25 protein-coding genes are annotated in these 26,061 nt (G+C 52.3%); 11 read left to right on the forward strand and 14 right to left on the reverse strand.

The genetic code is table 11. The annotated features are described in order from the left end of the window. Window positions 1-28: 28 nt before the first annotated feature. The 8 genes from fabF to QZJ86_RS06440 all read left to right on the forward strand — a co-directional run bounded on the left by fabF (window position 29) and on the right by QZJ86_RS06440 (window position 7,316). On the forward strand, window positions 29-1,273 hold the full coding sequence (fabF, locus tag QZJ86_RS06405; RefSeq protein ID WP_301937420.1) for a beta-ketoacyl-ACP synthase II: 1,245 nt from the start codon (window positions 29-31) through the stop codon (window positions 1,271-1,273). 27 nt (window positions 1,274-1,300) lie between these two features. Then, the gene (gene pabC, locus QZJ86_RS06410) at window positions 1,301-2,122 is read left to right on the forward strand and encodes an aminodeoxychorismate lyase (RefSeq protein WP_301937422.1); all 822 of its coding nucleotides are present in this window, start codon (window positions 1,301-1,303) and stop codon (window positions 2,120-2,122) included. Between the two features lie 2 nt (window positions 2,123-2,124). Next, a complete protein-coding gene (gene mltG, locus QZJ86_RS06415) occupies window positions 2,125-3,114 on the forward strand; it encodes an endolytic transglycosylase MltG (protein ID WP_301937423.1) in 990 nt (329 codons plus the stop codon). Further along, window positions 3,111-3,737 (forward strand): dTMP kinase, encoded by a 627-nt coding sequence (gene tmk, locus QZJ86_RS06420; RefSeq protein ID WP_301937424.1) that lies wholly within the window; start codon window positions 3,111-3,113, stop codon window positions 3,735-3,737. The genes mltG and tmk overlap by 4 nt, the downstream gene beginning before the upstream one ends. Continuing rightward, a complete protein-coding gene (locus tag QZJ86_RS06425; protein ID WP_301937426.1) occupies window positions 3,725-4,732 on the forward strand; it encodes a DNA polymerase III subunit delta' in 1,008 nt (335 codons plus the stop codon). Before tmk ends, QZJ86_RS06425 begins: the two co-directional genes overlap by 13 nt. A 4-nt stretch (window positions 4,733-4,736) precedes the next feature. Further along, window positions 4,737-5,087 (forward strand): PilZ domain-containing protein, encoded by a 351-nt coding sequence (locus tag QZJ86_RS06430; protein ID WP_301937428.1) that lies wholly within the window; start codon window positions 4,737-4,739, stop codon window positions 5,085-5,087. A gap of 45 nt (window positions 5,088-5,132) precedes the next feature. Further along, window positions 5,133-5,924 (forward strand): TatD family hydrolase, encoded by a 792-nt coding sequence (locus QZJ86_RS06435; protein ID WP_301937430.1) that lies wholly within the window; start codon window positions 5,133-5,135, stop codon window positions 5,922-5,924. A gap of 258 nt (window positions 5,925-6,182) precedes the next feature. Continuing rightward, window positions 6,183-7,316 carry a methyltransferase gene (locus tag QZJ86_RS06440; RefSeq protein ID WP_301937432.1) on the forward strand — a complete coding sequence of 378 codons (1,134 nt, stop codon included), beginning with the start codon at window positions 6,183-6,185 and terminating at the stop codon, window positions 7,314-7,316. A 7-nt stretch (window positions 7,317-7,323) separates the two neighbouring features. On the opposite strand, the gene QZJ86_RS06445 is transcribed toward QZJ86_RS06440, so the two are convergent. The 9 genes from QZJ86_RS06445 to QZJ86_RS06485 form a co-directional block, all read right to left on the reverse strand. Then, the gene (locus QZJ86_RS06445; RefSeq protein WP_301937434.1) at window positions 7,324-8,187 is read right to left on the reverse strand and encodes a glycosyltransferase family 2 protein; all 864 of its coding nucleotides are present in this window, start codon (window positions 8,185-8,187) and stop codon (window positions 7,324-7,326) included. Between the two features lie 82 nt (window positions 8,188-8,269). After that, on the reverse strand, window positions 8,270-9,037 hold the full coding sequence (gene gloB / locus QZJ86_RS06450) for a hydroxyacylglutathione hydrolase (RefSeq protein WP_301937436.1): 768 nt from the start codon (window positions 9,035-9,037) through the stop codon (window positions 8,270-8,272). 155 nt (window positions 9,038-9,192) lie between these two features. Next, window positions 9,193-11,055 carry a 1-deoxy-D-xylulose-5-phosphate synthase gene (dxs, locus tag QZJ86_RS06455; protein ID WP_301937438.1) on the reverse strand — a complete coding sequence of 621 codons (1,863 nt, stop codon included), beginning with the start codon at window positions 11,053-11,055 and terminating at the stop codon, window positions 9,193-9,195. Between the two features lie 2 nt (window positions 11,056-11,057). Next, complete coding sequence (locus QZJ86_RS06460; RefSeq protein WP_301937440.1) at window positions 11,058-12,689, reverse strand: copper resistance D family protein; 1,632 nt, start codon at window positions 12,687-12,689, stop codon at window positions 11,058-11,060. Between the two features lie 5 nt (window positions 12,690-12,694). After that, the gene (locus QZJ86_RS06465) at window positions 12,695-13,054 is read right to left on the reverse strand and encodes a copper resistance CopC family protein (RefSeq protein WP_301937443.1); all 360 of its coding nucleotides are present in this window, start codon (window positions 13,052-13,054) and stop codon (window positions 12,695-12,697) included. 20 nt (window positions 13,055-13,074) lie between these two features. After that, a complete protein-coding gene (locus QZJ86_RS06470; RefSeq protein WP_301937445.1) occupies window positions 13,075-14,454 on the reverse strand; it encodes an aspartate aminotransferase family protein in 1,380 nt (459 codons plus the stop codon). A gap of 85 nt (window positions 14,455-14,539) precedes the next feature. After that, entirely contained in the window at window positions 14,540-15,244 is a 705-nt protein-coding gene (locus tag QZJ86_RS06475; RefSeq protein ID WP_301937447.1) for a phosphorylase family protein, read from the reverse strand. Next, window positions 15,241-17,193, reverse strand: coding sequence for a squalene--hopene cyclase (shc, locus tag QZJ86_RS06480; RefSeq protein WP_301937449.1), 1,953 nt, complete (start codon window positions 17,191-17,193; stop codon window positions 15,241-15,243). Before shc ends, QZJ86_RS06475 begins: the two co-directional genes overlap by 4 nt. A gap of 9 nt (window positions 17,194-17,202) precedes the next feature. Next, the gene (locus QZJ86_RS06485; protein ID WP_301937450.1) at window positions 17,203-18,294 is read right to left on the reverse strand and encodes a phytoene/squalene synthase family protein; all 1,092 of its coding nucleotides are present in this window, start codon (window positions 18,292-18,294) and stop codon (window positions 17,203-17,205) included. A gap of 439 nt (window positions 18,295-18,733) precedes the next feature. On the opposite strand from QZJ86_RS06485, the gene hpnH reads away from it, so the two are divergent. From hpnH to QZJ86_RS06500, 3 genes are read left to right on the forward strand one after another with little or no spacing between them, the layout of a single operon-like run. Next, complete coding sequence (gene hpnH, locus QZJ86_RS06490) at window positions 18,734-19,837, forward strand: adenosyl-hopene transferase HpnH (RefSeq protein WP_301937451.1); 1,104 nt, start codon at window positions 18,734-18,736, stop codon at window positions 19,835-19,837. Window positions 19,838-19,877: 40 nt separating this feature from the next. After that, window positions 19,878-20,483 (forward strand): ABC transporter substrate-binding protein, encoded by a 606-nt coding sequence (locus QZJ86_RS06495; protein WP_301937452.1) that lies wholly within the window; start codon window positions 19,878-19,880, stop codon window positions 20,481-20,483. Window positions 20,484-20,504: 21 nt separating this feature from the next. Then, on the forward strand, window positions 20,505-21,521 hold the full coding sequence (locus QZJ86_RS06500) for an MlaA family lipoprotein (RefSeq protein WP_301937453.1): 1,017 nt from the start codon (window positions 20,505-20,507) through the stop codon (window positions 21,519-21,521). Window positions 21,522-21,564: 43 nt separating this feature from the next. Here the strand turns inward: QZJ86_RS06500 and QZJ86_RS06505 are convergent, their stop codons facing one another. The 5 genes from QZJ86_RS06505 to QZJ86_RS06525 form a co-directional block, all read right to left on the reverse strand. Further along, a complete protein-coding gene (locus QZJ86_RS06505) occupies window positions 21,565-22,080 on the reverse strand; it encodes an adenine phosphoribosyltransferase (protein ID WP_301937454.1) in 516 nt (171 codons plus the stop codon). A 63-nt stretch (window positions 22,081-22,143) separates the two neighbouring features. Beyond that, window positions 22,144-22,842 (reverse strand): class I SAM-dependent methyltransferase, encoded by a 699-nt coding sequence (locus QZJ86_RS06510; protein ID WP_301937455.1) that lies wholly within the window; start codon window positions 22,840-22,842, stop codon window positions 22,144-22,146. A 47-nt stretch (window positions 22,843-22,889) separates the two neighbouring features. Next, window positions 22,890-24,749, reverse strand: a complete 1,860-nt coding sequence (gene dxs / locus QZJ86_RS06515; RefSeq protein WP_301937457.1) for a 1-deoxy-D-xylulose-5-phosphate synthase — start codon at window positions 24,747-24,749, stop codon at window positions 22,890-22,892. 122 nt (window positions 24,750-24,871) lie between these two features. After that, complete coding sequence (gene ispA / locus QZJ86_RS06520; RefSeq protein ID WP_301937458.1) at window positions 24,872-25,765, reverse strand: (2E,6E)-farnesyl diphosphate synthase; 894 nt, start codon at window positions 25,763-25,765, stop codon at window positions 24,872-24,874. Then, window positions 25,758-25,991: an exodeoxyribonuclease VII small subunit gene (locus QZJ86_RS06525; RefSeq protein WP_301937459.1), complete on the reverse strand. Its 234-nt coding sequence runs from the start codon at window positions 25,989-25,991 to the stop codon at window positions 25,758-25,760. Before QZJ86_RS06525 ends, ispA begins: the two co-directional genes overlap by 8 nt. Window positions 25,992-26,061 lie beyond the last annotated feature (70 nt).

Genomic DNA, 26,061 nt, shown 5'->3' on the forward strand with positions numbered 1-26,061 from the left:
TATCTTCTTTTTTTACCGGTAGTTTACTGTGAGCACACGTCGAGTTGTTATAACGGGCTTAGGCGCTATTACGCCATTAGCCAATAATGTTGCCGATACCTGGGATGGTATCATCAACGGTAAGAGCGGCATTAGTCCGATCGATTCATTTGACATATCCTCTTTTGCAACGACGTTCGGCGGTGTCATCAGAAACTTCAATATCGGTGATTACATCGCCGAGAAGGACGCCAAGCGGATGGACGGTTTCGTCCATTACGGCATCGCGGCGGGTTGCCAAGCCATTGAAGATTCCGGTTTCGAAGTGACCGAGGAAAATGCCGATCGCATCGGCGTGGCCATCGGCGCCGGTATCGGCGGTATCACCGGCATCGAAGAGTGCTATGCCACCTACAAGAATGGCGGCCCGCGCCGGATTTCGCCGTTCTTCGTGCCGGGCAATATCATCAACATGATTTCCGGCAACCTGTCGATCAAGTACGGTTTGAAGGGGCCAAACTTCGCGATCGTCACGGCCTGCTCGACAGGTACGCACAATATCGGCGACGCGGCTAGGCTGATCAAATACGGCGATGCTGACGTGATGGTCGCGGGCGGCGCCGAGCGCTGCACCACTTCGCCGACCGCGATGGGTGGTTTCGCTTCGGCGAAAGCCCTGTCGCGCCGCAATGACGATCCGCAACGCGCCAGTCGGCCGTGGGATAGGGATAGAGACGGTTTCGTGCTCAGCGACGGTGCTGGCGTGGTGGTGTTGGAAGAGCTGGAGCATGCCAAGGCTCGCGGCGCGAAAATCTACGCGGAACTGGTCGGTTACGGTATGAGCGGCGATGCTTATCACATTACCTCGCCGTCCGAAGGTGGCGAAGGCGCGGCGCGCTGCATGCGCAATGCCTTGCGCGATGCCAAGTTAAATCCGGAAGATGTGCAGTACATCAATGCGCACGGCACATCGACGCCAGCCGGCGACATAGGCGAAACCCATGCGATGAAATTGGCGCTGGGCGATCATGCCTATAAATTGGCGGTGAGTTCCACGAAATCGATGATTGGTCATTTGTTGGGTGCGGCCGGCGGTATCGAAGCCGTGTTGACGGCGCTGGCCATCCAGCATCAAATCGCACCGCCGACCATCAATCTGGAAAATCAGGATCCCGAGTGCGATCTCGATTATGTGCCGAATACCGCTAGAAATATGAGCATCGATGTTGCCATTTCCAACTCGTTTGGATTCGGCGGCACCAACGGTACTCTGGTTTTCAAGCGTTACCAATAAGCGCTCTCCGTTCAACAGTGTCTGGCTATGTTTTTATTAAACGGCGAGCACAGACACTGTGTCGATGTATCTGACCGCGGTTTTCAGTATGGCGATGGTCTGTTCGAGACTATCGAAGTGTTACAAGGCAAGCCGCTGTTTCTCGACCGCCATCTGAAACGGCTGGCCGAAGGCTGCCGGCGGCTGCTAATCCCGATGCCGGATAGTGCGCTACTCGAACAGGAAGCGCGACAGTTGGCCGAGTCTGCCGAACGAGCAGTGTTGAAGTTGATAGTGACGCGCGGTAGCGGCGGTAGAGGTTACCGGCAACCTGAGCAGATCATTCCCACCAGGCTATTCAGTCTGCATCCTTATCCCGATTATCCTCTGCATTTTCAAACCGACGGCATTACAGTACGTTTTTGCCGGCAGCGTTTATCGATCAATCCCAACTTGGCCGGCATTAAACATATGAATCGGCTCGAGCAAATTCTGGCCAGGGCCGAATGGCAGGATGAAACCATTCAGGAAGGCTTGATGCTGGATAGCCAGGATCATGTGGTCGAGGGTACGATGAGTAATCTGTTTATCGCCAAAGCCGGCAATCTGTATACTGCTCCCATGACCCAATGCGGGGTGGCCGGCATTGTGCGGGGATTGCTTATGGAGTTCGCGCGGCAGATTAGCTTGCCGCTATTCGAACAAGCTATCGATCAAACCGCAGTGTTGCAAGCCGATGAGCTATTTGTCAGCAATGCGGTGATCGGTGTTTGGCCGGTCAAACGACTGGAAGCTCAGACTTTTAGTGTTGGCCCGCTGACTCGACGATTGCAAGACATGCTCAACGCGGCCCGAATGGCGGAGATATAACAGTGTTCAGAAGCATAATCGCGTTTACGCTAATGATGGTGCTTGGTTTGGTGTCGATTTGGGCCGGTATGCATTATCACTTGATCTTGAAGAAGCCGGTGGTATTGACCGAAACCGTCATTGAAATCAAAAAAGGCGATACGCTGGAATCGGTGGTGAAAAATTTGCGCGCTCAGCGGGTGACAGTCAATCGTTTCTGGTTCAGGCTGTTTGCCTATCGGAAGAACCTGGATCATTTGTTGAAGGTTGGTGAATATGTACTGAGTAAGGGCTCTACCGCCGCCGATATTTTGCAACAACTGACCGACGGCAAAACCCGCCAGTATTCCATTACCTTCCCGGAAGGCTGGGCGTTTAAACAGATGTTTCAGGCCATCAAAAGCAACCCCAATTTGCAGCATACCTTGAGCGATGCCGAATTGAAGGATCTGATGGTGCAGATAGGATCGGATAAAAATCACCCGGAGGGGTTGTTCTTTCCGGATACCTATTTCTTCGATAAAAACACCTCCGATGTCGATTTGTTGAAGCGGGCGCACGACCGCATGCAAGCGGTATTGAACGAAGAATGGCAGAAACGCGATCACGCGGTGCCCTTGGAAAACCCTTATCAGGCCTTGATTTTGGCCTCTATCGTCGAAAAGGAAACCGGCGCCGGGGAAGAACGCAGGCAGATCGCCGGGGTGTTTGCCCGCCGTTTGCGCAAAGGTATGTTGTTGCAAACCGATCCGACCGTGATTTACGGCATGGGCGACGACTATCACGGCGATATACGCCATAAGGACTTGCGAGAGCCAACCCCCTACAATACTTATATCATCGAAGGTCTGCCGCCCACGCCGATTGCGATGCCCGGCAAACAGGCCATCGCCGCCGCGCTGCATCCGGATCACGGCGATGCCTTGTATTTTGTCGCGCGCGGCAATGGCCGCCACGCTTTTTCCTCGACATTGGCGGAACACGAAAAATACGTCGATCAATATCAACGATGAAACTCGGACGATTTATCACCCTGGAAGGTGGCGAAGGCGTCGGCAAGTCCACCAATCTGCAATTTATCAAGCAATTGTTGGAGGAACGGCAGATCCCGTTCATTCTGACCCGCGAGCCGGGTGGTACCGGGATTGCCGAAAGGATTCGCGCGATTTTGTTGGAGCGACAGGATGAAAACCTGTCGGAGCAGGCAGAGTTGCTGTTGGTATTCGCCGCCCGCGCCCAACATATCCAACACGTGATTTTGCCAGCGTTGCAACAAGGCCTATGGGTGGTATGCGACCGCTTCACCGATGCGACCTATGCCTATCAGGGCGGCGGCCGCAATATGGATCTGCAAACCATCGCCTGGTTGGAGAATGCCGTGCAAGGTGAGCTTAGGCCGGATTTGACCTTGATCTTCGATGCGCCGATCGAGATCGGTATGCAGCGCGCCAAGCACAGAGGCGAACTGGATCGCTTCGAAACCGAACAGTTAGCGTTTTTTGAAAGAGTCCGGCAGGCGTATTTGCAACGTGCCGCGACCGATTTGAATCGCTATAAAATTATCGATGCCAGCCAAGCGCTAACCGATGTGCAACAGCAATTGCGCACAGAGTTGGCGGGCTTATGGACAAATTGATGCTGGCGCGAATTTATCCCTGGCAGCAAGATAATTGGCGGCAGTTGCACGGTTATATCGAGCAACGGCGCATCCCTCAGGCACTGCTGTTTTCCGGCGCGGCCGGACAGGGTAAGCGGCATTTGGCCGAGTATTATGCGCGGACCTTGTTGTGTCATGCGCCGTTAGCCGATGCGAGTGCTTGCGGCCATTGTGTCGGTTGCAAATTGTTCGATGCGCAAACCCATCCCGATTTTCTGGTGATAGAGCCCGACGAAGCCGGCAAGGCCATCGGTATCGATAAGATCAGGCAGCTAATCGTCAAACTGGCTTTGAAGCCGCAGTACGATGATGCTTACAGAATTGTCATTATTCAACCAGCTGACGCATTGAATACCGCTTCGGCCAACGCTTTTTTGAAGTGTCTGGAAGAGCCGACCGAGCGTACTTGTTTGCTATTGATTAGTGAGCAGCCGAGCCGATTGCCGGCGACGATACGCAGCCGTTGTCAGAAAATCGATTGCGCAACCCCGGCTCGGGACTTGGCCATGACATGGTTGCAACAGCAGGGCGTCGGCGAGCAAGCCGAGTTGTTGTTAAATCTTGCCCAAGGTTCGCCGCTGTTGGCTAAGCAATATGCCGAACAGAATATGGTTCAGCTCAGACAGCAGTATTTCGAGGCCTGGTTGCATGTCGCGCAAGGCAAGGAAAATCTGTTGGCGATTGCCGAGCAATGGCAGAAACAGGAAAAAATCGATCTGGCAGTGGTGTTGTTGTGGATGGCAGGCTGGGTGGCTGATATTGTCAGATGCGCTTATCGGGTCGAGTTGGTGCCGATAGTCAATCCGGATCTGAAAAACGCCTTGCAAGCCCTTGCGGAACGGCTAGACTTGAAACGCCTGTATCTGTTTTACGATAATGTGCTTGCCGCTAAGTCGCAACTGAACACGCAACTCAACAAACAATTAATGGTCGAGCAGCTTTTAATCAGCTGGTCGCAACTGAACAGACAATAAGCGTATGGCAGAATCAGCACCCAGACAAGGTATCCTGTCTTTATCGATCAAGGATAAAAACGCGCTTTACGCGGCGTATATGCCGTTCGTGAAAAACGGCGGCCTGTTTATACCGACCAAACGCGAGTATGAAATGGGTGAGGAAGTGTTCATGCTGTTGAATTTAATGGAAGAAACTGAGCGCTTGCCGATTGCCGGCAAAATTATCTGGAAGACCCCTGCGGGCGCCGAGGGCTATCGTGCCGCCGGCATCGGTGTACAATTCAGCGATCAGGACGGTGGCGCGGCGCGTAACAAGATTGAAACTTATTTGGCCGGCGCGCTGGAATCCGACCGATCCACGCATACAATGTAAACACCCTGGCAGGTGGGCTTTACCTGTTCTAACTTTTTAAATTCCATGTTCATCGATTCCCACTGCCATCTCGACCGTATCGATTTGGCGCCTTACGCTAACGATTTCAATGCCTTTGTCGATGCCGCCAGGGCGGCCAAAATCCGGCATATGCTGTGCATCGCCATCGACATGGAAGCTTATCCGGCGATGCTGGCACAAGTGCTGCCTTATCCGGATATTTCCTTGTCGGTAGGGGTGCATCCCAACGTCAGTGACGGCCGCGAGCCGACGCTGGACGAATTGTTGGCATTGGCCGATAACGATAAAGTCATTGCCATTGGCGAGACCGGCCTGGATTATTTTCGTAGCCAAGGCGATCTGGAGTGGCAATTTCAACGGTTTCGCACGCATATTGCCGCAGCCAAAATGTTGCATAAGCCTTTGATTATTCATACCCGCGAGGCTGGTCATGATTCGCTGGATGTGTTGCGGGAAGAGGGCGCGGACCAGGTCGGCGGCATCATCCATTGCTTTACCGAGGATTGGGCTTATGCGGAAAAGGCCTTGGACTTGAATTTTTATATTTCTTTTTCCGGGATCGTCACCTTCAAGAATGCCGAAGCGATCAAGGATGTGGCACGAAGGATTCCGGCCGATCGCTTTCTGATCGAAACCGACTCGCCGTATTTGGCGCCGGTGCCATTCCGCGGTAAACCCAACTATCCGACCTACGTGCGCTATGTGGCAGAACATATCGCCGAATTGCGCGGGACATCGGTTGAGGCAATTGCCGAGCAGTCCACGGAAAACTTTTACCGCTTGTTTGCCGGTTCGTCGGCGGATAAGCAACATTAAGGAAGCTAAAAAAAGCGGCCGGGTCCGTGCGTGATGGAGCGGCCGCCCAGAGAGGTGGGGTATAACTCTCATTCCCCAGAGGGGCGCATACAAGAGTTGCTTGCAGTTTAACGAAGCCACTGAGCCCTGAAAATGTGGCATATTGCCGCGTGACAAATTGTCGCTGGCCTAGCGTTTAGTGTCATTCGTGAAAAAACCGTCACTGCATTCGCAAATTCGTGGTATTGCCTGCTACGACCAATTCATTTTGTTCGCCATATGGAATTAGAATTAAGTGTCGCGCTCGGTTGTTTTCAGCTCAGACGCTTGCCTTATCGTAAAAACGACTTACTGCGGGCCTGGGATGCGGCCGACGAATATTTGCTGAATCACCTGGCTACTATCCCAATTGCGGATCATGCCAATGTCGTGATTCTCAACGATAGTTTCGGCGCCTTAGCCGTTGCGCTCAATCGTTATCGGCCGACAGCCATCTCTGATTCCTGGCTGTCGCAGCAAGCGACCCGTAACAATCTGGCCATGAACGGTATCGCTGACGATCAAGTGCGTTTGCTGGATAGCCTGGCCTTGCCGGATGCGGGTATCGACTATTTGTTGATTAAAGTCCCCAAAACCCTGGCCTTGTTGGAATATCAACTACATCGACTTAAGCCCCTGCTAAACGCCAACTGCCAGGTGATAGCCGCCGGCATGGTAAAGACCTTACCGCCAACCGCTTGGAAGTTGCTGGAGCGCTTGATTGGTCCTACGCGACCTTCATTGGCCGTGAAAAAAGCCCGCTTGATTTTCGTCAGTGTTGATCAAAGTCTGCGGCTACCGGAAAATCCTTATCCGCAACGCTACCGTTTGGAAAACAGCGATTTTCAGGTCTGCAATCACGCCAATGTATTTTCCCGCGACAGCCTGGATATCGGCACACGCTTCTTATTACAGCACCTGCCGGAAAACCCCGAGTATCGTGATTTTATCGATCTTGGCTGCGGCAACGGCATCGTTGGCGTGATGCTGGCCCAGCAAAATCCGCAGGCGCGGCTGTATTTCGTCGATGAGTCGTTTATGGCCATGGCTTCGGCCAGGGAAAATTTCGCGGGCGCTTTTGCCGATAATCGGCAGGCTGAGTTTGTGGTCGGCGATTGTCTAAGCGATTTTCCGGCGAACAGCGCCGATTGTATCGTTTGCAATCCGCCGTTCCATCAACAACATACGATAGGCGATCATATTGCCTGGCAGATGTTTCAGCAGGCGTATAACGTCGTGCGCAAGGGTGGCGAGTTGCGGGTGATAGGCAATCGTCATCTGAATTACCATCTGGCCTTGAAGAAATTGTTTGGCGCTTGCCGACAGGTGGCCGCCAATCCGAAATTCGTGATTTTCAGCTGTATCAAAGCCTAAATTTGAACTATTCGATATTTTTATAATGTAGCGAGGAAATTTGTTCGGACACGATGCCAATCAAAAAAATAAATAAGGCCGACAAGAACAGCACCGCGCTCATATTGGTAAAACGGCCTTCCGTGAAATAGGTATAGCCGTAATAGCCAGCCCCCATGCCAAACACCGTTCCGCTAACCGGTAGAAATAGACGCATTGGCGAGAACAGCACACCGATCCGCAAAATGATGATGAAGAACCGTAGACCGTCGTGTAATAGGCGAATATGGCTTTTGCCGCTGCGCCGGCCTGCATGGATGGGCGTGTAAGCCACCGGGAAGCCGGATCGGAAAAAAGCCATGGTACTGGTGGTGGGATAGGAAAAACCGTTCGGTAGCAGATACAGAAATTTCCGGAATTTGTTAGCTTTAGCCGCGCGAAACCCCGAGGTGAGATCCTCGATTTTATGGCCGGTCATTAGCGATGCCAATTTGTTGTAAAAGTTGTTGGCCAGACGCCTGAACAGGGAAGCGTGGCTACGGACGTTTCTGGCACCTACCACCATGTCGTAACCGTCGTTTAATTTGGCGAGTAGCGCCGATATATCGGCCGGGTCGTGTTGGCCATCGGCATCCATGAACACCAAAATGTCGCCTTTGGCCTGTCGGGCGCCGGTCTTGACCGCTGCGCCGTTGCCCATGCAATAAGGATGGTCGATCACCAGCACGCCGGCAGCGCGCGCGATAGCGGCGGTTTCGTCTGTCGAACCGTCATTCACCAATACGATTTCTGCATGGGGATAAAGCGAGGTTAACTTGGGCAAAAAAGTCGGTAGATTTTTTGACTCGTTTTTAGCCGGGAGCACGATGCTGATTGACGGGATGTTTTTCATGAATATCCAAGGTTGGCCGTGAAAGATGCCGATATGTGGCAAACAGTCTAACAGAGTTCAATATTGTCAAGCCGTGATGGGGTTAATGAAACTGGTCTTTCAATGCACGTAATTTGGCAAAAGTGGCCACATCGGATTGTTCCGTCATGAAGATGCTGCGTCGAATACTGGGGCTATGTTCTCGGAGAAAGGGATTGCTTGCTAGCTCCTGGCCGATAGTGGAGGGCAGGGTGGGGCGATTTTGCCGCCTCAGTTCGGCGACTTCGACAAGCCGTTGTTGCAGTGCCGGATTGTCCGGTTCTACCGACAAGGCAAAACGGCCATTGGCGGCGGTATATTCGTGCGCGCAATAGATGCGGGTTTGGGCCGGCAAAGTTTTTAGTTTTTGCAAAGACTGCCACATTTGCGTTGCGCTGCCCTCGAACAAACGGCCGCAGCCCAACGAAAATAATGTATCGCCGCAAAACAGCGCTTGGCTATCGGCGCAGTAATAAACGATATGTCCCAGGGTATGGCCGGGTGTATCGATGACCTGGAATGTCTGATCACCTAAGCGAACTTGATCGCCTTCTTTAATTTCTATGTCGATGCCGGGAATACGCGCTCGGTCCGCAGCTGCGCCGACGATTTTGCAAGCGGTATCTTGCTTGAGTTGCAGGTTGGCGCCGACATGGTCGCCATGATGATGGGTGTTGAAAATATAATCCAGCCGCCAGCCGTTTTGCTCAAGTGCAGCCATTACCGGTTCGGCCACGGCCGGATCGACGACCGCCGTCTCGCCGCCGATCGGTTCATGTATCAGGTAGATGTAATTGTCTGTTAGGGCCGGCACGAGCAGGATCTGTAACATTTTATTCACCCAAGCGAGCTAAGGCACTCAAGTCTAACACTATATGGGGGCAGTTTCGGTTTGGTATGTGCCGAAACGGAAAGACGCAGGTATTTGGCAGAATTGTTTTATCGAAAGGCGCATCGCCAAAGCAATGCGCCTGAGTGACAACTTGCTTAAGCGAAAAACGCTTCGATCTTGGTGAGAATGCCCTTGGCATCCAGCCCGACCAGGCTGAGCAATTCCTCGCGGCCACCTTGTTCGACAAAGCGATCCGGCAAGCCGATGTTGAGTATGGGCATCAGGATTTTCTGCGCCTGCAGGAATTCGTTGACCGCGCTGCCGGCGCCGCCGGCGATGACGTTTTCCTCGACGGTGACGATCACGTCGTGGCTCTTGGCCATCTCCAGTACCAAGGCTTCATCCAGGGGTTTGACGAAACGCATGTTGACCACCGTCGCCCCCAGTTGCTTACCGGCTTCCAAGGCCGGTGCCACCATGCTGCCCCAGGCCAGGATGGCGATGCGTCCGCCCTGGTGGCGAATCTCAGCCTTGCCGATTTCCAACTCGGTCAAGGCTTTATCGACGCTGACGCCAGGGCCCTTGCCGCGCGGATAACGTAACGAAGCCGGACCTTTATACTTGAAACCGGTGGTCAGCATTTGCCGGCACTCGTTCTCGTCGGCCGGTGCCATTACCAGCATGTTCGGGATGCAGCGCATATAACTGAAATCATAACTACCGGCATGGGTCGGACCGTCCGGTCCCACCAATCCGGCCCGATCCAATGCAAACAGCACGTCCAGATTCTGCAAGGCCACGTCATGAATCAACTGATCGTAAGCCCGTTGCAAAAAGGTCGAATAAATCGCTACCACTGGCTTGGCGCCCTGACAAGCCTGACCGGCGGCCAAGGTCACCGCATGCTGTTCGGCAATCGCCACGTCGAAATAACGTTTCGGAAACTTCTGCGAGAATTCCACCAAACCCGAGCCTTCGCGCATGGCCGGGGTAATCCCTAGCAGACGCTCGTCCTGTTCGGCCATGTCGACCAGCCAGCGGCCGAATACCTCGGTATAAGTCGGGTGCGGCGACGGTGCCGCCTTGGGTAAATAATCCTTAGTCGGATCGAAAGCCGGCACCCCATGATAAGCCAAAGGATCCTTCTCGGCCGGCGCATAGCCCTTACCCTTCTTGGTCACCACATGCAAAAACACCGGTCCGGTCAAATCCTTCAGATTCTCCAGCGTCGACACCAGCATCTCGACATCGTGGCCATCGATAGGGCCGAAATAATTAAAACCCAACTCCTCGAACAAAGTGCCTGGCACGATCATGCCTTTCACGTGTTCCTCGGTCTTCCGCGCCAGTTCCCAGACCGATGGCATCTTGGCTAAAGCCTTCTTGCTCTCTTCCCGCACCGACGAATAAAACTTACTCGACAACACCTTGGTCAGATAATTATTCATCGCCCCGACCGGCGGCGAAATCGACATATCGTTATCGTTCAAAATCACCAGCAGATTGGCATTTACATCACCGGCATGATTCATCGCCTCGAACGCCATACCGCCGGTGATCGAACCGTCACCGATGATCGCCACCATCTTCTTGTCCTCGCCGCGCAACTGCGAAGCGATGGCCATGCCCAGCGCGGCACTGATCGAAGTGCTGGAATGACCGACCCCGAAAGCGTCATATTCGCTTTCCTCGCGGGACGGAAACGCCGAGACCCCGCCCAAAGTCCTGATGGTCGGCATCCTGTCCTTGCGGCCGGTCAGAATCTTATGCGGATAAGCCTGATGGCCGACATCCCAGACCAACTGATCCGACGGCGTATCGAACACATAATGCAGCGCCACCGTCAGTTCCACGGTGCCCAAACCGGCCGAAAAGTGGCCGCCGGAGAGACTGACCGTGTGGGTCAGATAGGCACGCAGCTCATCGGCCAGCGGCTTGAGCTGTTCCGGTTTCAGCGCACGGACATCGGACGGACTTTGAATGGTGTTGAGGAGCGGGAAATCGTTAGTCTGTTTCATAATCAGTACAGGGGTTCACGATAGAACATCAGGATGACGCCTATCTGGAATAAGGCGAATACTGAAATAAATCCGGCAATGTTTTTGCCGGGCGAGTCTAGCTTAAGTTCCAACCAGCGACCGCAAGCCAGGATCAGCGAAAACACGCCCATCATGGTGTGACCGACCTGAATTAAAAAGGCGGTTTTAGCTTCGAAGCCGACATGCGAATGCGCCAGCAACATCATGCCGCCAAAGGCGGCCAGTAATGGATACATATAGGGCATGAAGCCGCTGTTATTGTTCAGCCGCGCTCTGATTTCGATCAAGCCCAGCACGAATACCAATAGCGTGGCGATCCGGTGTTGCAGGATTTCGCCGTTGTTGAAGGTACTGTCCCAGAAACCGATGGGGCCGAGCGGCCAGCTTTCCGCGTCGCTACGGAAGAACAGGAAAACGCCTAATGCCATGAAGCCGACCGGCCAGAAGCGTGCCCAGCTATGGAATCGACTGGAGAACGACAACATCGCAAAGAAGCTCATCGTCGCCAGGAAGATGCCGGAGATATTGTGGTTGTAATCCGACCAGGCGGTAGCCGCTTCCGACGGAATCTGGCCGACAATGGCTACCCGTCCGGCTTCGCCAGCGATCAAGGCTTCATGTGTGGGCGATTCCCAGCGCGGTACGCGCGGATGGAACATGTTCAATACTTCTTCGAAACTGGCCGTCAGATGCGGAATATCGACTGCGGGCGGTTGCGATGCCAAGCTGGCGGCGGTGAACAGGATGGTCAGCAGAATCAGGGTTTCCGCTTCGATGTAATAAGGCACGCGAGCGGTCAGTGCGTAAAGACTACGACTGGTGAAATAGGCATTTACGGCTTGGCGATTTAACCAGGCGAAGCTCAGTGCCAAGCCCAACATGATGATTTTCACCAGCAACAGATTGCCGTAACCCGCGCCGATGAAACCCTGGAAGGTACGGATGTAATACCAGGCCAGCGGGGTGCCGGTAACCAGCAATACAACAACCGCGCCAATACCTAGTGCCGAGAAACGTTTCAGCAATAAAGGCCAAACTTCAACTGCTATCGCGTTACGTTTTTTCAGCCCCCATAAAGCCAGAATTTGAAAAATACCGCCCACCCAGGTCGCAGCAGCGATTTGATGGGTGACGGTCAGCGTCATCAACAGGCCGCGATCTTCCAGGCGACTGGCGCCATGTACCAACCAAGCCGCGGAGATGACCAGCGGCACAATAATCGCTGTTGACAGCACCCAATACTGTTTGGAACGCGGGTTGTTTTTCAAGGCTTGCCGGATGAACAGTGCCAAAATAAAAGCACAACTGGCGCGCGCCAAGCCGGCCTGAAACTGCACGGTCTGGAAAAAGGCCGGAAACGGCGATTTGCCCAAGGTTACTGCCATCAGCCAAATTTTCAGGCCGATTTTGGACAATTGGGTGATGATCAGCGCCTTGCTGCCGAAATGGATCAGGTTGACGGTCTTATTCAATAAGGCCGAGTTGTAATGCGCTTCTTCATGCCAGGGGCGCAGCACAAACAAGCCCCACAGCAAGCCACCGATGGTGATGGAATAGAAGGTGAGATCGACGCCGCCTATCAATGAGTCAAGATAATTTGCAATGCCTTCCATACGGATCACTTAGCTTGTGTAACGAAAAAGCGCAGCAGGTCTTCACTGAGATGACCGTCTGCGGCGAATATTTTCAATTTGATGGCATATTCACCTGGTTGTAAGGCCGGCAGATTCAGCAATACCTGGCCGGGTTTTTCGCCCGGTGTGGCGGTAATGGTTTGCATTTTGTCGCCGGCACTCACCAGGAACACCTCTGATAAATCCAGTTCCACCTTGGAGTTGAACGACAGTTCGACTTGGCTGGCCAGGTTGACCGGTACCGGTTTCAGTTTCAATGAGTTATGCGTGACGACCGCATGGCCGAAGGCAATAGAGCTGACGCTCAGCAATAATGCAAACAAACTGTGTTTAAAATAACGCATGGTTGTTAGTCCTCTATTCTTTATTTTTTCAGCGCATGGCTGGCCAGGTTTTTGCCCAAAGTCCAGATTGAACCCGTCACTTGGTGGGTGTCGGCGATGGTTTTGTCCAGGGAGTTGACGATCCAGTCGCGATCCTTTTGAGTTAAATTCAACGGTGGCAACAGTTTGACCACGTTCATGCCATGGCCGGCGACTTGGCTGAGAATGCGGTGTTCTTTGAACAGCGGGATGGTAATCATCTGACAGAACAAGCCTTTATTGGCGGCTTCCAGCATTGCCCAGGCAGCTTTTAGTCCCAGACTTTTCGGCGATTGGAATTCAATCGCAATCATTAAGCCCTTGCCGCGTGCTTCCTTGAGGAACTCGTATTGAGCGGTGGAGGCGTTGAGGGTGTTGATAATGTCCTCGCCGACTTTGGCGCTGTTTTCCACCAAGTTTTCGGCGCGCATGACTTCCAAGGTCGCCAGACCAGCCGCCATGGCCATATTATTTTTCGAGAAAGTCGAGCCATGCACCACGGCTCTATCCATACGGTTGAAGACGGTGTCCATGATTTTGGTGGTCATCGCTACGCCGCCCACCGGCACGAAGCCGCCAGATAAGGCTTTAGCCATCAAGATCATGTCTGGTTTGACATTCCAGTGATCGATCGCCCAGAACTTGCCGGTACGGCCGATGCCCGTCTGAATTTCGTCGGCGACGAACAAGGTGCCGTATTTTTTGCATAAGCGTTCCACTTCCGGCAGATAATGGTCGTCCGGCACATTGACGCCTTTGCCTTGAATCGGTTCGACGATGAAGGCTGCCACATCCTTGCTGCTGAGGGCTTTTTCCAGCGCTTCCAGGTCGTTGAATGGCACCGCGTTGCAGTTAGGCAATAATGGTCCGAAACCTTCCCGGAAAATTTCCTCGCCGTTCAGCGACAGCGATCCCAGCGTCAAGCCGTGGAAAGCGTGTTCGCAATGGACGATGCGCGGGCGTTTGGTGGTGTAGCGGGCGAATTTGATGGCCGCTTCTACCGCTTCGGTGCCGGAATTGCAGAAAAACATCTTGTCCAGATTATCCGGCGTGGTGGCGAGAATTTCCTTAGCCAGCAAGCCGCTGAGCAGGGATACGTCCATTTGCACCAGATTCGGTAGCTCCAGCGTCATGGCTTCGTGCAGAGCGCTGATCACTGTCGGGTGATTGCGGCCGATCGCGAACACGCCGAAGCCGCTCAATAAATCCAGATACTCGTTATTATCTTGGTCGTAAAGGTATTGGCCGATGGCTTTTTTATAATTTCTGTCGTAACCGATAGTGCGCAACACCCGCACCATTTGATTGTTGAGATAGTGCTCGTGCAAATCGAATTTTTCATCGAAATGCTGAGTAAAAAGATCGGCAATGCTAAAAGACATGTAATACCTCGTAAGTGTTTGGTTTATTGACGGATTGTTCAATGGTTCCCGGTTGGCAATGCGTCAATAATGCTCTGGTCTGATACTAAAAATGGATGATTTCGGTTAAATATTTGGCGACGGTTTTCAGGGTTTTCCGAGCGGCATAAAAGTGCAGGCCCAGTTTGATCAATTCTGGGACTTCCCAAGGGTGGCTTAGCAAAAAACGCAATAATTTGCCGAGTTCGACCTGTCCCTGACTATTCAAGGCTTGGCTCACGGCTTGTGGCAAACTCATCGTAGCCGGGTCGGCAATCGCGCGAATGACTATGCAGGGTAGTTTTGCGTATTGGGCGGCTTTGGCAATCGCGCAGCTTTCCATATCCAAGGCCACCGCGCCGGTTTGGCGATAAAGGTGCTGCTTATCGTCGCGGTCGGCAACGATATGGCTGCTTTCCGCTAATGTCCCGCCGGAAATTGGCAAGTGTTTATCCAACAAATTATGCAGATGCTGACGCCAGTCTGCTTCGGTATGGAATGACTGCTGCTGTTCGGATAAGAGCTGCTCGGCCAAAACCAGGTCGCCCGGTTTCAAGTTTGGCGCCAAGGCCGCCGCACATCCCCAACTGATCAGTTTGTCGGCGCCCTCGCTAATCAACAAGCGCGCTGCCCGCTCGGCATTAAGTGGCCCGGCGCCGGCCAATGTCAGCAAAATATTCTCGCTAATGCTAACGCAGTCACCCTGAGACAGCTTTTGGCCGGTCAGGGTGCTAAGTTCTTCCGGGAGTGCAACGACAATGCCTATCGTCACTGTTTGGCCAATTCGTTACGGTATCTGGCTAGCGCCCACAATGGGAAGAATTTGTCGTAACCGTGATATTTCAAATAAAACACTTTTGGGAAGCCGGGGGCGGTAAAGCATGGGTCGTTCCAAACGCCGTCGGCTTGTTGGCCACGCAGCAGGAAGTCGATGCCGGCCTTGACTTCCGGGCTGCGGACTTCACCGGCCGCAATCAAACCCAGCACCGCCCAGGCAGTTTGGAACGCGGTGCTAAACTCGTAGCGGCCGCGGTATTTTTGATCGTCGTGATAGCTCAGGTTGTCTTCTCCCCAGCCGCCGTCTTCGTTTTGCACGCTTTTCAGCCAGGCTGCGGCTTTGCTGTACATCGGGTCGGTTTTCGGAACATTGGTTTGTTCCAGTCCCAGCAGCGCAGACCAGGTGCCGTAAATGTAATTGGTACCCCAGCGGCCGAACCATGAGCCGTCGGCTTCCTGTTCGCTACGGACGTATTCGATGGTGCGCTGCAAGGTTGGCAGGTATTCGTCGTGATCTTTGGCAACTCTGGCCATCAACATCGCGCAACGGGCGCTGACGTCAACGGTTGGTGGGTCCAACAGTGCGCCGTGGTCTGCGAATGGGATTTCGTTCAAATAGTAGTAAGTATTATCGACATCGAAGGCACCGTAACCGCCGTTTTGCGATTGCATACCGACAATCCAGCGAGTCGCTCGGTGGATAGACTCGTCTAGTTCGGGCAAATTGGAATCGGCCATCGCAAAACCCACGATCGCCGTGTCGTCTACATCGGGGTAATGCGGATTGGCGAACTGGAAAGCCCAACCGCCGCCGGCCAGATCGGGGCGGCGCACCCGCCAGTCGCCCGGTTCATCGGACAATTGCACGCTTTTCAACCAGTCGTAAGCGCGGCTCAGGTTGGCGGTGTTGCCTGCTTTGTCGGATTCCTGCAATGCCAACGCCGCCAAAGCTGTATCCCAAACTGGCGATAGGCAAGGCTGGCAATAGGCGTAGTCATCTTTGATCACCAATAATTTGTCGATGGATTGGCGGGCAATCACGACATTCGGGTGATCGGCCGGGAAGCCCAGTAGCAACATGGCTTGATAGGCATTGACCATGGCTGGGAATATCCCGCCCAGGCCGTCTTCGCCGTTCAAGCGTTCGGTGAACCAGTCCACGGCTTTTTGGATGGCATGTTCACGCACTCGCTGTGGAATCAGCGGTTGGGTGACGCGTCCCAACTTATCCAGGCCCAAGAAAAATTTGTTGAGCAGGGTCCGTTCCGGGAAATAGTGTTTCTCCTCGTCAGGGTGGACCACAAACAGTTCCAATACATTGACCTTATGCGGATTTTTGGCTTTGGCTTTTAAGGTGCACATGATGAATAGCGGCACCATCACCGTGCGCGACCAGTAGGATACTTTGTCCAGATGGAACGGGAACCAGCTAGGCAGCAGCATAATTTCCACAGGAATATAAGGCACGCCGCGCCAGGGCAATTGCTCGAAAATCGCCAGCGCGATACGAGTGAAGACATTGGCACGCGCGGCGCCGCCTTGGCTGAGTATCCAGTCGCGCAATTTAACCATGTGCGGCGCGTCGATGGAGTCGCCCGCCATTTTCAAAGCGTAATAGGTTTTGACACTACCGCTGATGTCGCCCGGTCCGCCGGTAAACAACGGATAGCTGCCGTCTTCCGCTTGGCGGCTACGCAGATAAACGGCGATTTTGGCTTGCAGTGCTTCGTCAATGTCGTCCAGATAATGCATCATCATGATGTATTCGGACGGGATGGTGCAGTCGGCTTCCAGCTCGAAAACCCAGTAACCTTCCGGGCTTTGCAAGCTAAGCAATTTGGCTTGGGCGCGTTCGATGGCGGCATTGAGCAAGCCAAGGCCGCTACTGTCGGTACTGTTCGAAATGTCGTGGCTGCTGGTATCTATATGGGCTTCAGTAAACATAGCGATTCCTTATTGTCCAGTGTGCGATATAGGCGAATAGTGCCAATTTGGCGTTTTCAAATTACGGCTGGCCAGGTTGAAAAGCAGGGAAAGCAGCAGGTTGCTGCGAACCGTCAGCTTGGTGGCAATAATGGTTGCCTTGACACTGTTGCGGCTGATTTTGACCTGGTTGGATTCGTTGAAATTAAGGTTTTCCTTGATTTTTTTTAGCGTCAGCACAGCCATACCCAAGGCCCACAAACAAAAGTTGCGGATGCCGGTTTCGTGGCTCGGTAACAGCTGGGTGTAGGTCAGGGCGTTTTGCAGGTGGCCATGGGCGATGCTGATCAAGCGCTCAAGTCCTTTGCGGAAGCGTTCGTCGTCGGTTTCCGGTGTCAAATCGACAAGATTGAAGCCGGTTTCGGTAAATATGTCTTGCGGCAACCAGCACACGCCGCGTTTGGCGTCGTCCCAAATGTCTTTCAGGATGTTGGTCATTTGCAAGCCTTGGCCGAACGATACCGATAGTTTTAGCAATTCGTCGCGATGGGCGGCTATTTCCGGGGAATAATGGCAGAACAGTTTTGCCAGCATTTCGCCGACGCATCCGGCGACGTAATAGCAATAGTCATCCATGTCTTTCATGGTTTTCAGGCCGGCGTGCAAATCCAGGGCTTGATACACGGGCATGCCATTAGCCATGGTTTCCACGCAACAAGCCAATGCTTCGATTTGCGGCGCGTCCAGCGAACGCGTGATAGCAATGACGCGAGGTACGACGGCTATCAGGCTGTGTTCCGCCGGAATGGTCTGTTCGGACAGTAAGGGGGCTAGTTCGGCGCTGAATGCCTCGGCATTGTTGCCGGTTTTGACGATTTCAATAAAAGCGCTGCAAAAATATTTCTTTTGTTGGGGGCTGAGAGAAACTTCATCCTCGATGGTGTCAACAATTCTGCAGAGTAAATAAGCATTGGCTACCGCAGGGTACAGTTCGCCTGGTAGTTGCGGAATGGTCAGCGCGAAAGTACGCGATACGCCTTCAAGCAGGGTGGCTTGCAATTCGGCGTCGGGTAGTTGTCTGAGCAACTCCGGAGTGTTGATTAGTGTTTGAGATCCGTTCATCTGTTTCAAGGCTAACTATTAGTAGGCTCAATGATAGACTGTTTGTTGGTGTTTTGCAAAGTGATGTTGCGTTAAGGCAAATTTACAGAAAAATCGATTATCGCGTGGTATGAATCTGGCGGTAATTTTTATATTTGTTATTGTTTTAAAAACATAATTCCGATTATTGCGGGGTAGTGAAAGATGTGGTTAGGGGTGTATTTTATGTGGCTTTTGATGGGTGTAAGTGCGTCATTGTTGTTTTTTGCTCATTTTAGCTGGAGTATGTTGCGAAAAAGTAGTATTCTAACCACATCTAATTGTGCGCCTTGATGCTGATTGATGGCTTTATAATGCTTCAAGGGTTGTTACTCGTAGGATGGTGAGCGGTTCGTGATTGTTGTTTTTTTGTAACAGTCTCGATTGCTAGATGTCTTGATAGTTTTTGGAGAATAGTGCTGTGAGTGTTCCTTTACGTCAGCAATTGGCTGTAGGTAGTTATCTGATTAAGCAAAAAATTAAAGGCGTTAAAAAATACCCTTTGGTTTTGATGCTGGAGCCCCTGTTCAGATGCAACTTGGCTTGCGCGGGTTGCGGTAAGATCGATTATCCCGATGATATTCTCGATAAGCGCTTGTCGGTTGAAGAATGCTTGGCGGCTGTCGACGAGTGCGGCGCGCCTATGGTTTCCATTCCGGGTGGCGAGCCGTTGATTCATAAAGAGATGCCGCAAATCGTGGAAGGCATTATCGCCAGAAAGAAATTCGTTTACCTGTGCACCAATGCCCTGCTGCTGAGAAAGCGCATCAACGATTATAAGCCGTCGCCTTATCTGACTTTCTCGATCCATCTTGACGGCCTCCAAGACAAGCACGATAGTTCGGTTTGCCAGCAAGGCGTATTTGATATTGCGGTCGAAGCCATCAAACTGGCTTTGGGCAAGGGCTTTCGGGTGACCATCAACTGCACCTTGTTCCAAGGTGAAACGCCGGAAGAAGTGGCGGAATTTTTGGATTATGCGATGGAGCTAGGCGTTGAGGGCGTAACGATCGCGCCGGGATTTAGCTACGAACGTGCACCGAAACAAGATGTTTTCATCAGAGGGCTTGATGTTAAAAACCTGTTCCGCGGCATCTTTAAGCTTGGTAAAAACCGCAACTGGAAATTAAATCATTCATCGCTGTATTTGGATTATCTGGCTGGCAATCAAAATTACGACTGCACGCCTTGGGGTAATCCGACTCGCAACGTATTCGGTTGGCAGAAGCCATGCTATTTGCTGGCTGACGAGGGCAACGCCGGTTCGTTCAAAGAGCTGTTGGAAACCACGCCTTGGGATAAATACGGCACGGCCAAAAATCCTAAATGCGCGAACTGCATGGCGCATTGCGGTTATGAAGCCACGGCAGTCGAGGATACTTTGGCGCATCCGCTCAAGGCATTGCTGGCAAGCATTCGTGGACCTAAAACTTCGGGCAAGATGGTTGAGGAAAAGCAGCCTGAATTTGTGCCGGTCTACAAAAAAAGCGCGATTTCCGAGATTCCGGTCAAAATCGAGTCTTGAGGTTTGGCTGTTATTCCCCTAACGAGGTTTTGAAACGACTATGTTAAAAAAAGTTTATTTCGGCTTGAGTTTGCTGTTGCTTGTATCTTTATCGCCATTGGCTATGGCCGAAGAAGCCTCGGCTAAGCAGGTGGTCGACGAATTTCAGAATCAGCTGTTGAGTGTGATGAAGCAAGGCAAGGAGTTGGGTTTTCAAGGGCGTTACGACAAACTGGATGTGGCGGTAAAGAAGAGTCACGATCTACCTAAAATTGCCAGGATAGTGGTCGGTAAGCAGTGGGAGGAGTTGACTCCCGAGCAGCAGAGTAAGTTGGAAAATGTGTTCAGCAAACTTAGCGTGTCGGCGTATGCCCATAACTTCAAAGAGTATGCGGGCGAGTCTTTCAGTTTTGTGTCGGAAGAGGAAACCGGGCGCGGTGGGGTTGTCATCCATACCAACTTGCACATTCCGGGAGAAAAGGATGTCAAGTTCGATTATATGATGAAGAAAAAAGACGAAGGCTGGCAAATTATCAATATAATAGCGGATGGTGTCAGTGATTTGGCATTGAAAAGATCGGATTACACCAGCGTATTAAGCCGCGACGGTTTTGATGCGTTGATTGCCAAAATCACCGAAAAAATCGAAAGTTACGCAAAACAATAAGTTTGTTAGGAATCGTCAGTAATGTATAACCATCAAGGCAACAGCCAAGCATCCCTGCTTTGGGCGATGTTTTTTTCAAGCGCATTAACGGTAACGGGGTGTGCCAGTACAGAGCAGAAACCGGTGGACACCAGCAGTACGGCAGCCGCTAAAGTTCAGCCGGCCGATCCTTACGAAGGTTTCAATCGTTCGATGTACGGTTTTAACATGGGCTTGGATAAGCATTTTCTGAAGCCGATTGCCAACGGTTACAAAACGATAACCCCCGATTTCATGCAGGCCGGTGTCAGCAATTTTTTTACCAACCTCAAAGGTATTAACGTTGTCTTGAACGATTTTCTGCAAGGCAAGTTCGATCAAGGCGCTTCCGACACGGGGCGTTTTTTGACAAATTCTACGGTTGGTTTGCTCGGGCTATTTGATGTGGCCAGCGAGCTGGGATTGCAAAATAATGTAGAGGATTTTGGTCAAACACTCGCGGTGTGGGGGGTTGATCAAGGTCCATATTTAGTGCTGCCGCTTTTAGGGCCGACTACTGTGCGTGATGGCGCTGCTATTGTGGTGGATAAAGCCGCTAATCCTGGAACCTACGTGCCGGGTACCGGTATTGTTGAAGGTATCAACGACCGGGCGAATGCCGAAGGTGCTTTGAATTTTATCGACGAAGCGGCCTTGGATCCATACGTATTCACCCGCGAGTCGTTTCTGCAGTATCGTAAGAATTTGATCAATGATGGTAAGACCGACCCTAATAATTACGAGTTTGATATTGACGCGGAAGTCGATGTCGGTGAGATTTCACCGGCTAAGCCTAAAGAGAGTAATGGTGTGCAAAAGCCTAAAGCCGATAGCACCAAGAAATCGCCAGATCATGTCGAAAATGCCATAGATGTAAAAAATGGCAGCGCCAACAGTAGCTCTACTAAAGCTTTCGATAGTATGTCTAAATCGTTTGATGATGCGGCCGTGGAATTTGAAAAAGCCTCAGCCAAAATGGATCAAATCAGTAAAAAAAAAAGATGGCATAAACGCCGTTAATGTCGTTTAAAGAGACGCAAGGAAGCGTCTCTTTTGGTATTTCTCAGTAATGCAACAAGGAATGCACTTCGTAGTTTCCCAGTTTCTCCCGTCCTTGCAGGAAATCCAGTTCCACCACAAAAGCGCAGGCCACCACAGTAGCGCCGAGCTTTTCAATCAGCTCGCAACTCGCTTTGGCGGTGCCGCCGGTCGCTAATAAATCGTCGATCAATAACACTTTGTCGTTGCTGTCCACGGCGTCGATATGCACTTCCAGTTCCGCCGAGCCGTATTCCAGATCGTAGGATACGCTTTGCACATCGTAGGGTAGCTTGCCCGGTTTCCTAAGCGGCACGAATGGAATGCCCAATTCCCAAGCTATTAGCGAGCCGAAGATAAATCCGCGTGCTTCCATACCGGCCACGGCGGTAATGTCGCGGCCTAAAAACGGATGCAGCAGCTGATGCACGGTCAAACGCAATGTTGCCGGATCCTTAACCAACGGTGTTATATCTTTAAAAATGATGCCGGGTTTTGGGAAATCCGGGATGTCGCGAATTTTGTTTCTTAATCTGTTCATTATGTGGTCCTGGTGTAACGTAAACTGGTCCAAAATATCTTTGCTATCTAGCCGTCTATGCCGTTATTTTTCGGCAATAAACACCATTTGATGGCAATGATAAGGGTCAATTTTTTCAGCCAGTGGTTGCAAGAAATTAGGTAAGGGGTACAAACCAAATCCGTAGCCTTTGACATTTGAATATCCCAATATGTTTAGGTATTTTCTGAGTGTCAAGAAGCTGAATACCACTAAATGTCTGTGGACGGGGTTTTCGGATTCTGCGTCCCATTTAAGTTCGTGAGAGCTCACTTTAAAAATTTCTTCAGATTTCAATAGGATATTAGAGTCGGGATGGGGGCCGCTAGACGGCATCCGGCCGGCGAGAATTAGGGCAGCGGTGAAATAGGTACTGATGTTGGGAGTCAGGATAATGAGTTTCCCGCCGGGTTGAAGTGTTCTATGGGATTCTTTCAGAAAATGGCAGCCATTTAATAAATGTTCTAAAACGGAAAGAGCAAAGATGCATTGGAATGTATCATTTTCAAATGGAAACGGATTATTTAAATCGCCTTGTTGAACGTTGATATGCTTTTGACGGGCAGCTTCTACGTCAGGACTGCTCCACTCGATACCGTGATAGCGGTTGGGTGCAAGCCCAATTTCCTGGGAAAGATGTTCAAACCAGTAACCGCTATTGGCCCCGCAATCCAGGCATTTGCCATCGTTTTGTTTTAAGCTGGAGACTATTTCCTGGGCCGCCAAGGTGTAGGCTTCAGCCATGGTGCGTTGGTACAAGGATTTGAAATAGTGCTTCAACATGATTTTGCTTAAGCGAAAAACGCTTCGATCTTGGTGAGAATGCCCTTGGCATCCAGCCCGACCAGGCCGAGCAACTCCTCGCGGCCACCTTGTTCGACGAAGCGATCCGGCAAGCCGATGTTGAGGATGGGCATCAGGATTTTCTGCGCCTGCAGGAATTCGTTGACCGCGCTGCCGGCGCCGCCGGCGATGACGTTTTCCTCGACGGTGACGATCACGTCGTGGCTCTTGGCCATCTCCAGTACCAAGGCTTCATCCAGGGGTTTGACGAAACGCATGTTGACCACCGTCGCCCCCAGTTGCTTACCGGCTTCCAAGGCCGGTGCCACCATGCTGCCCCAGGCCAGGATGGCGATGCGTCCGCCCTGGTGGCGAATCTCAGCCTTGCCGATTTCCAACTCGGTCAAGGCTTTATCGACGCTGACGCCAGGGCCCTTGCCGCGCGGATAACGTAACGAAGCCGGACCTTTATACTTGAAACCGGTGGTCAGCATTTGCCGGCACTCGTTCTCGTCGGCCGGTGCCATTACCAGCATGTTCGGGATGCAGCGCATATAACTGAAATCATAACTACCGGCATGGGTCGGACCGTCCGGTCCCACCAATCCGGCCCGATCCAATGCAAACAGCACGTCCAGATTCTGCAAGGCCACGTCATGAATCAACTGATCGTAAGCCCGTTGCAAAAAGGTCGAATAAATCGCTACCACTGGCTTGGCGCCCTGACAAGCCTGACCGGCGGCCAAGGTCACCGCATGCTGTTCGGCAATCGCCACGTCGAAATAACGTTTCGGAAACTTCTGCGAGAATTCCACCAAACCCGAGCCTTCGCGCATGGCCGGGGTAATCCCTAGCAGACGCTCGTCCTGTTCGGCCATGTCGACCAGCCAGCGGCCGAATACCTCGGTATAAGTCGGGTGCGGCGACGGTGCCGCCTTGGGTAAATAATCCTTAGTCGGATCGAAAGCCGGCACCCCATGATAAGCCAAAGGATCCTTCTCGGCCGGCGCATAGCCCTTACCCTTCTTGGTCACCACATGCAAAAACACCGGTCCGGTCAAATCCTTCAGATTCTCCAGCGTCGACACCAGCATCTCGACATCGTGGCCATCGATAGGGCCGAAATAATTAAAACCCAACTCCTCGAACAAAGTGCCTGGCACGATCATGCCTTTCACGTGTTCCTCGGTCTTCCGCGCCAGTTCCCAGACCGATGGCATCTTGGCTAAAGCCTTCTTGCTCTCTTCCCGCACCGACGAATAAAACTTACTCGACAACACCTTGGTCAGATAATTATTCATCGCCCCGACCGGCGGCGAAATCGACATATCGTTATCGTTCAAAATCACCAGCAGATTGGCATTTACATCACCGGCATGATTCATCGCCTCGAACGCCATACCGCCGGTGATCGAACCGTCACCGATGATCGCCACCATCTTCTTGTCCTCGCCGCGCAACTGCGAAGCGATGGCCATGCCCAGCGCGGCACTGATCGAAGTGCTGGAATGACCGACCCCGAAAGCGTCATATTCGCTTTCCTCGCGGGACGGAAACGCCGAGACCCCGCCCAAAGTCCTGATGGTCGGCATCCTGTCCTTGCGGCCGGTCAGAATCTTATGCGGATAAGCCTGATGGCCGACATCCCAGACCAACTGATCCGACGGCGTATCGAACACATAATGCAGCGCCACCGTCAGTTCCACGGTGCCCAAACCGGCCGAAAAGTGGCCGCCGGAGAGACTGACCGTGTGGGTCAGATAGGCACGCAGCTCATCGGCCAGCGGCTTGAGCTGTTCCGGTTTCAGCGCACGGACATCGGACGGACTTTGAATGGTGTTGAGGAGCGGGAAATCGGAGACGGTCATGTTTTAGAAAATTCCTTTATATGTTTGCGTCGCAATATTCGGCGCCCGATGAGCAGGCGCAAAGCGATAAAACCGGAGAGATTGCGGCGCAAGAAGTATAAATCGTGCAAATAAGGCGGCGATTAGTGACTGCGTTCGATGATGTACAGCGACAAATCGCGCAACAAATCCGCTTCGCTGCCAAAGCCTGCCAAACTGGCGACCGCTTGTTCATGTAGTTCCTGGGCTTTTTGTTTGGCGCCGGCCATTCCCAATAGGGCAGGGTAAGTCGGTTTGTCGTTATCGACATCTTTGCCCTGGGTTTTGCCCAAAGTAGCGGTATCGCTTTCCACATCGAGGATGTCGTCTTTGACTTGGAACGACAGGCCTATGCATTTGGCGTAATGATCCAGCTTTTTAGCGACTTCGGCAGCCAGATCAGGCTTGGACAAAGCCGCCAGATTGACGCTGGCGCGGATCAAGGCGCCGGTTTTATGGATATGCATGTTTTCCAGTTCCGGCAGAGTCAGTTTGCGACCGACCGAGCCAAGGTCGATGGCCTGGCCGCCGACCATGCCTTGCGAACCGCTGGCTCTGGTCAAAGCGGCGATCATTTTGACTCGGGCTTCCGGGCCCGCTTGAATGGCTGGGTCGTTGGCTAATACGTCAAAAGCCAGTGCTTGCAATGCGTCGCCGGCTAAGATAGCGGTGGCATCGTCGTAGGCTTTGTGACAAGTCGGTTTGCCGCGGCGTAGATCGTCGTTGTCCATCGCTGGCAAATCGTCGTGGATTAAGGAGTAAACATGGATAAATTCCACTGCGCAAGCTTGCGCGTCCAGCACATCTTCGTTCAACCCCAAGGCCTGGCCGGTGGCATAAGTCAGCAGTGGGCGGGTGCGTTTGCCGCCGTCCAGCACGCTGTAGCGCATGGCTTGATGCAGGGTTTGCGGCAGAATGTTCTCGCCGGGCAACCTGACGTCCAGCGCGCGCTCGACGCGGTTCTGACAGGCGGTAAGATAGGCTTTTAAGTTACTCATCGGTGAATGGCTCCAAAGTTTGCTGGCCGTTTTTTTCTAATAAAATTTGGACTTTCTGCTCGGCGTCTTGTAGCGCTTGCTGGCAGGTGCGGGTTAATCTGATCCCGCGTTCGAAGGATTTTAAGGACTCTTCCAGAGAAATATCGCCGCGCTCCATTTGCTCGACCAATTTCTCCAATTCTTCCATCGCGTCCTCAAATTGGGATGCGCTTTTACGTCTCGACATATAATGTGTACTGACATGCTCAAAAAATGACCGAGCATTATAGTATGAATTAACAGCAAACGATGAGTAA

The organism is Methylomonas montana, from assembly GCF_030490285.1.
In the GTDB taxonomy this organism is placed as follows: domain Bacteria; phylum Pseudomonadota; class Gammaproteobacteria; order Methylococcales; family Methylomonadaceae; genus Methylomonas; species Methylomonas montana.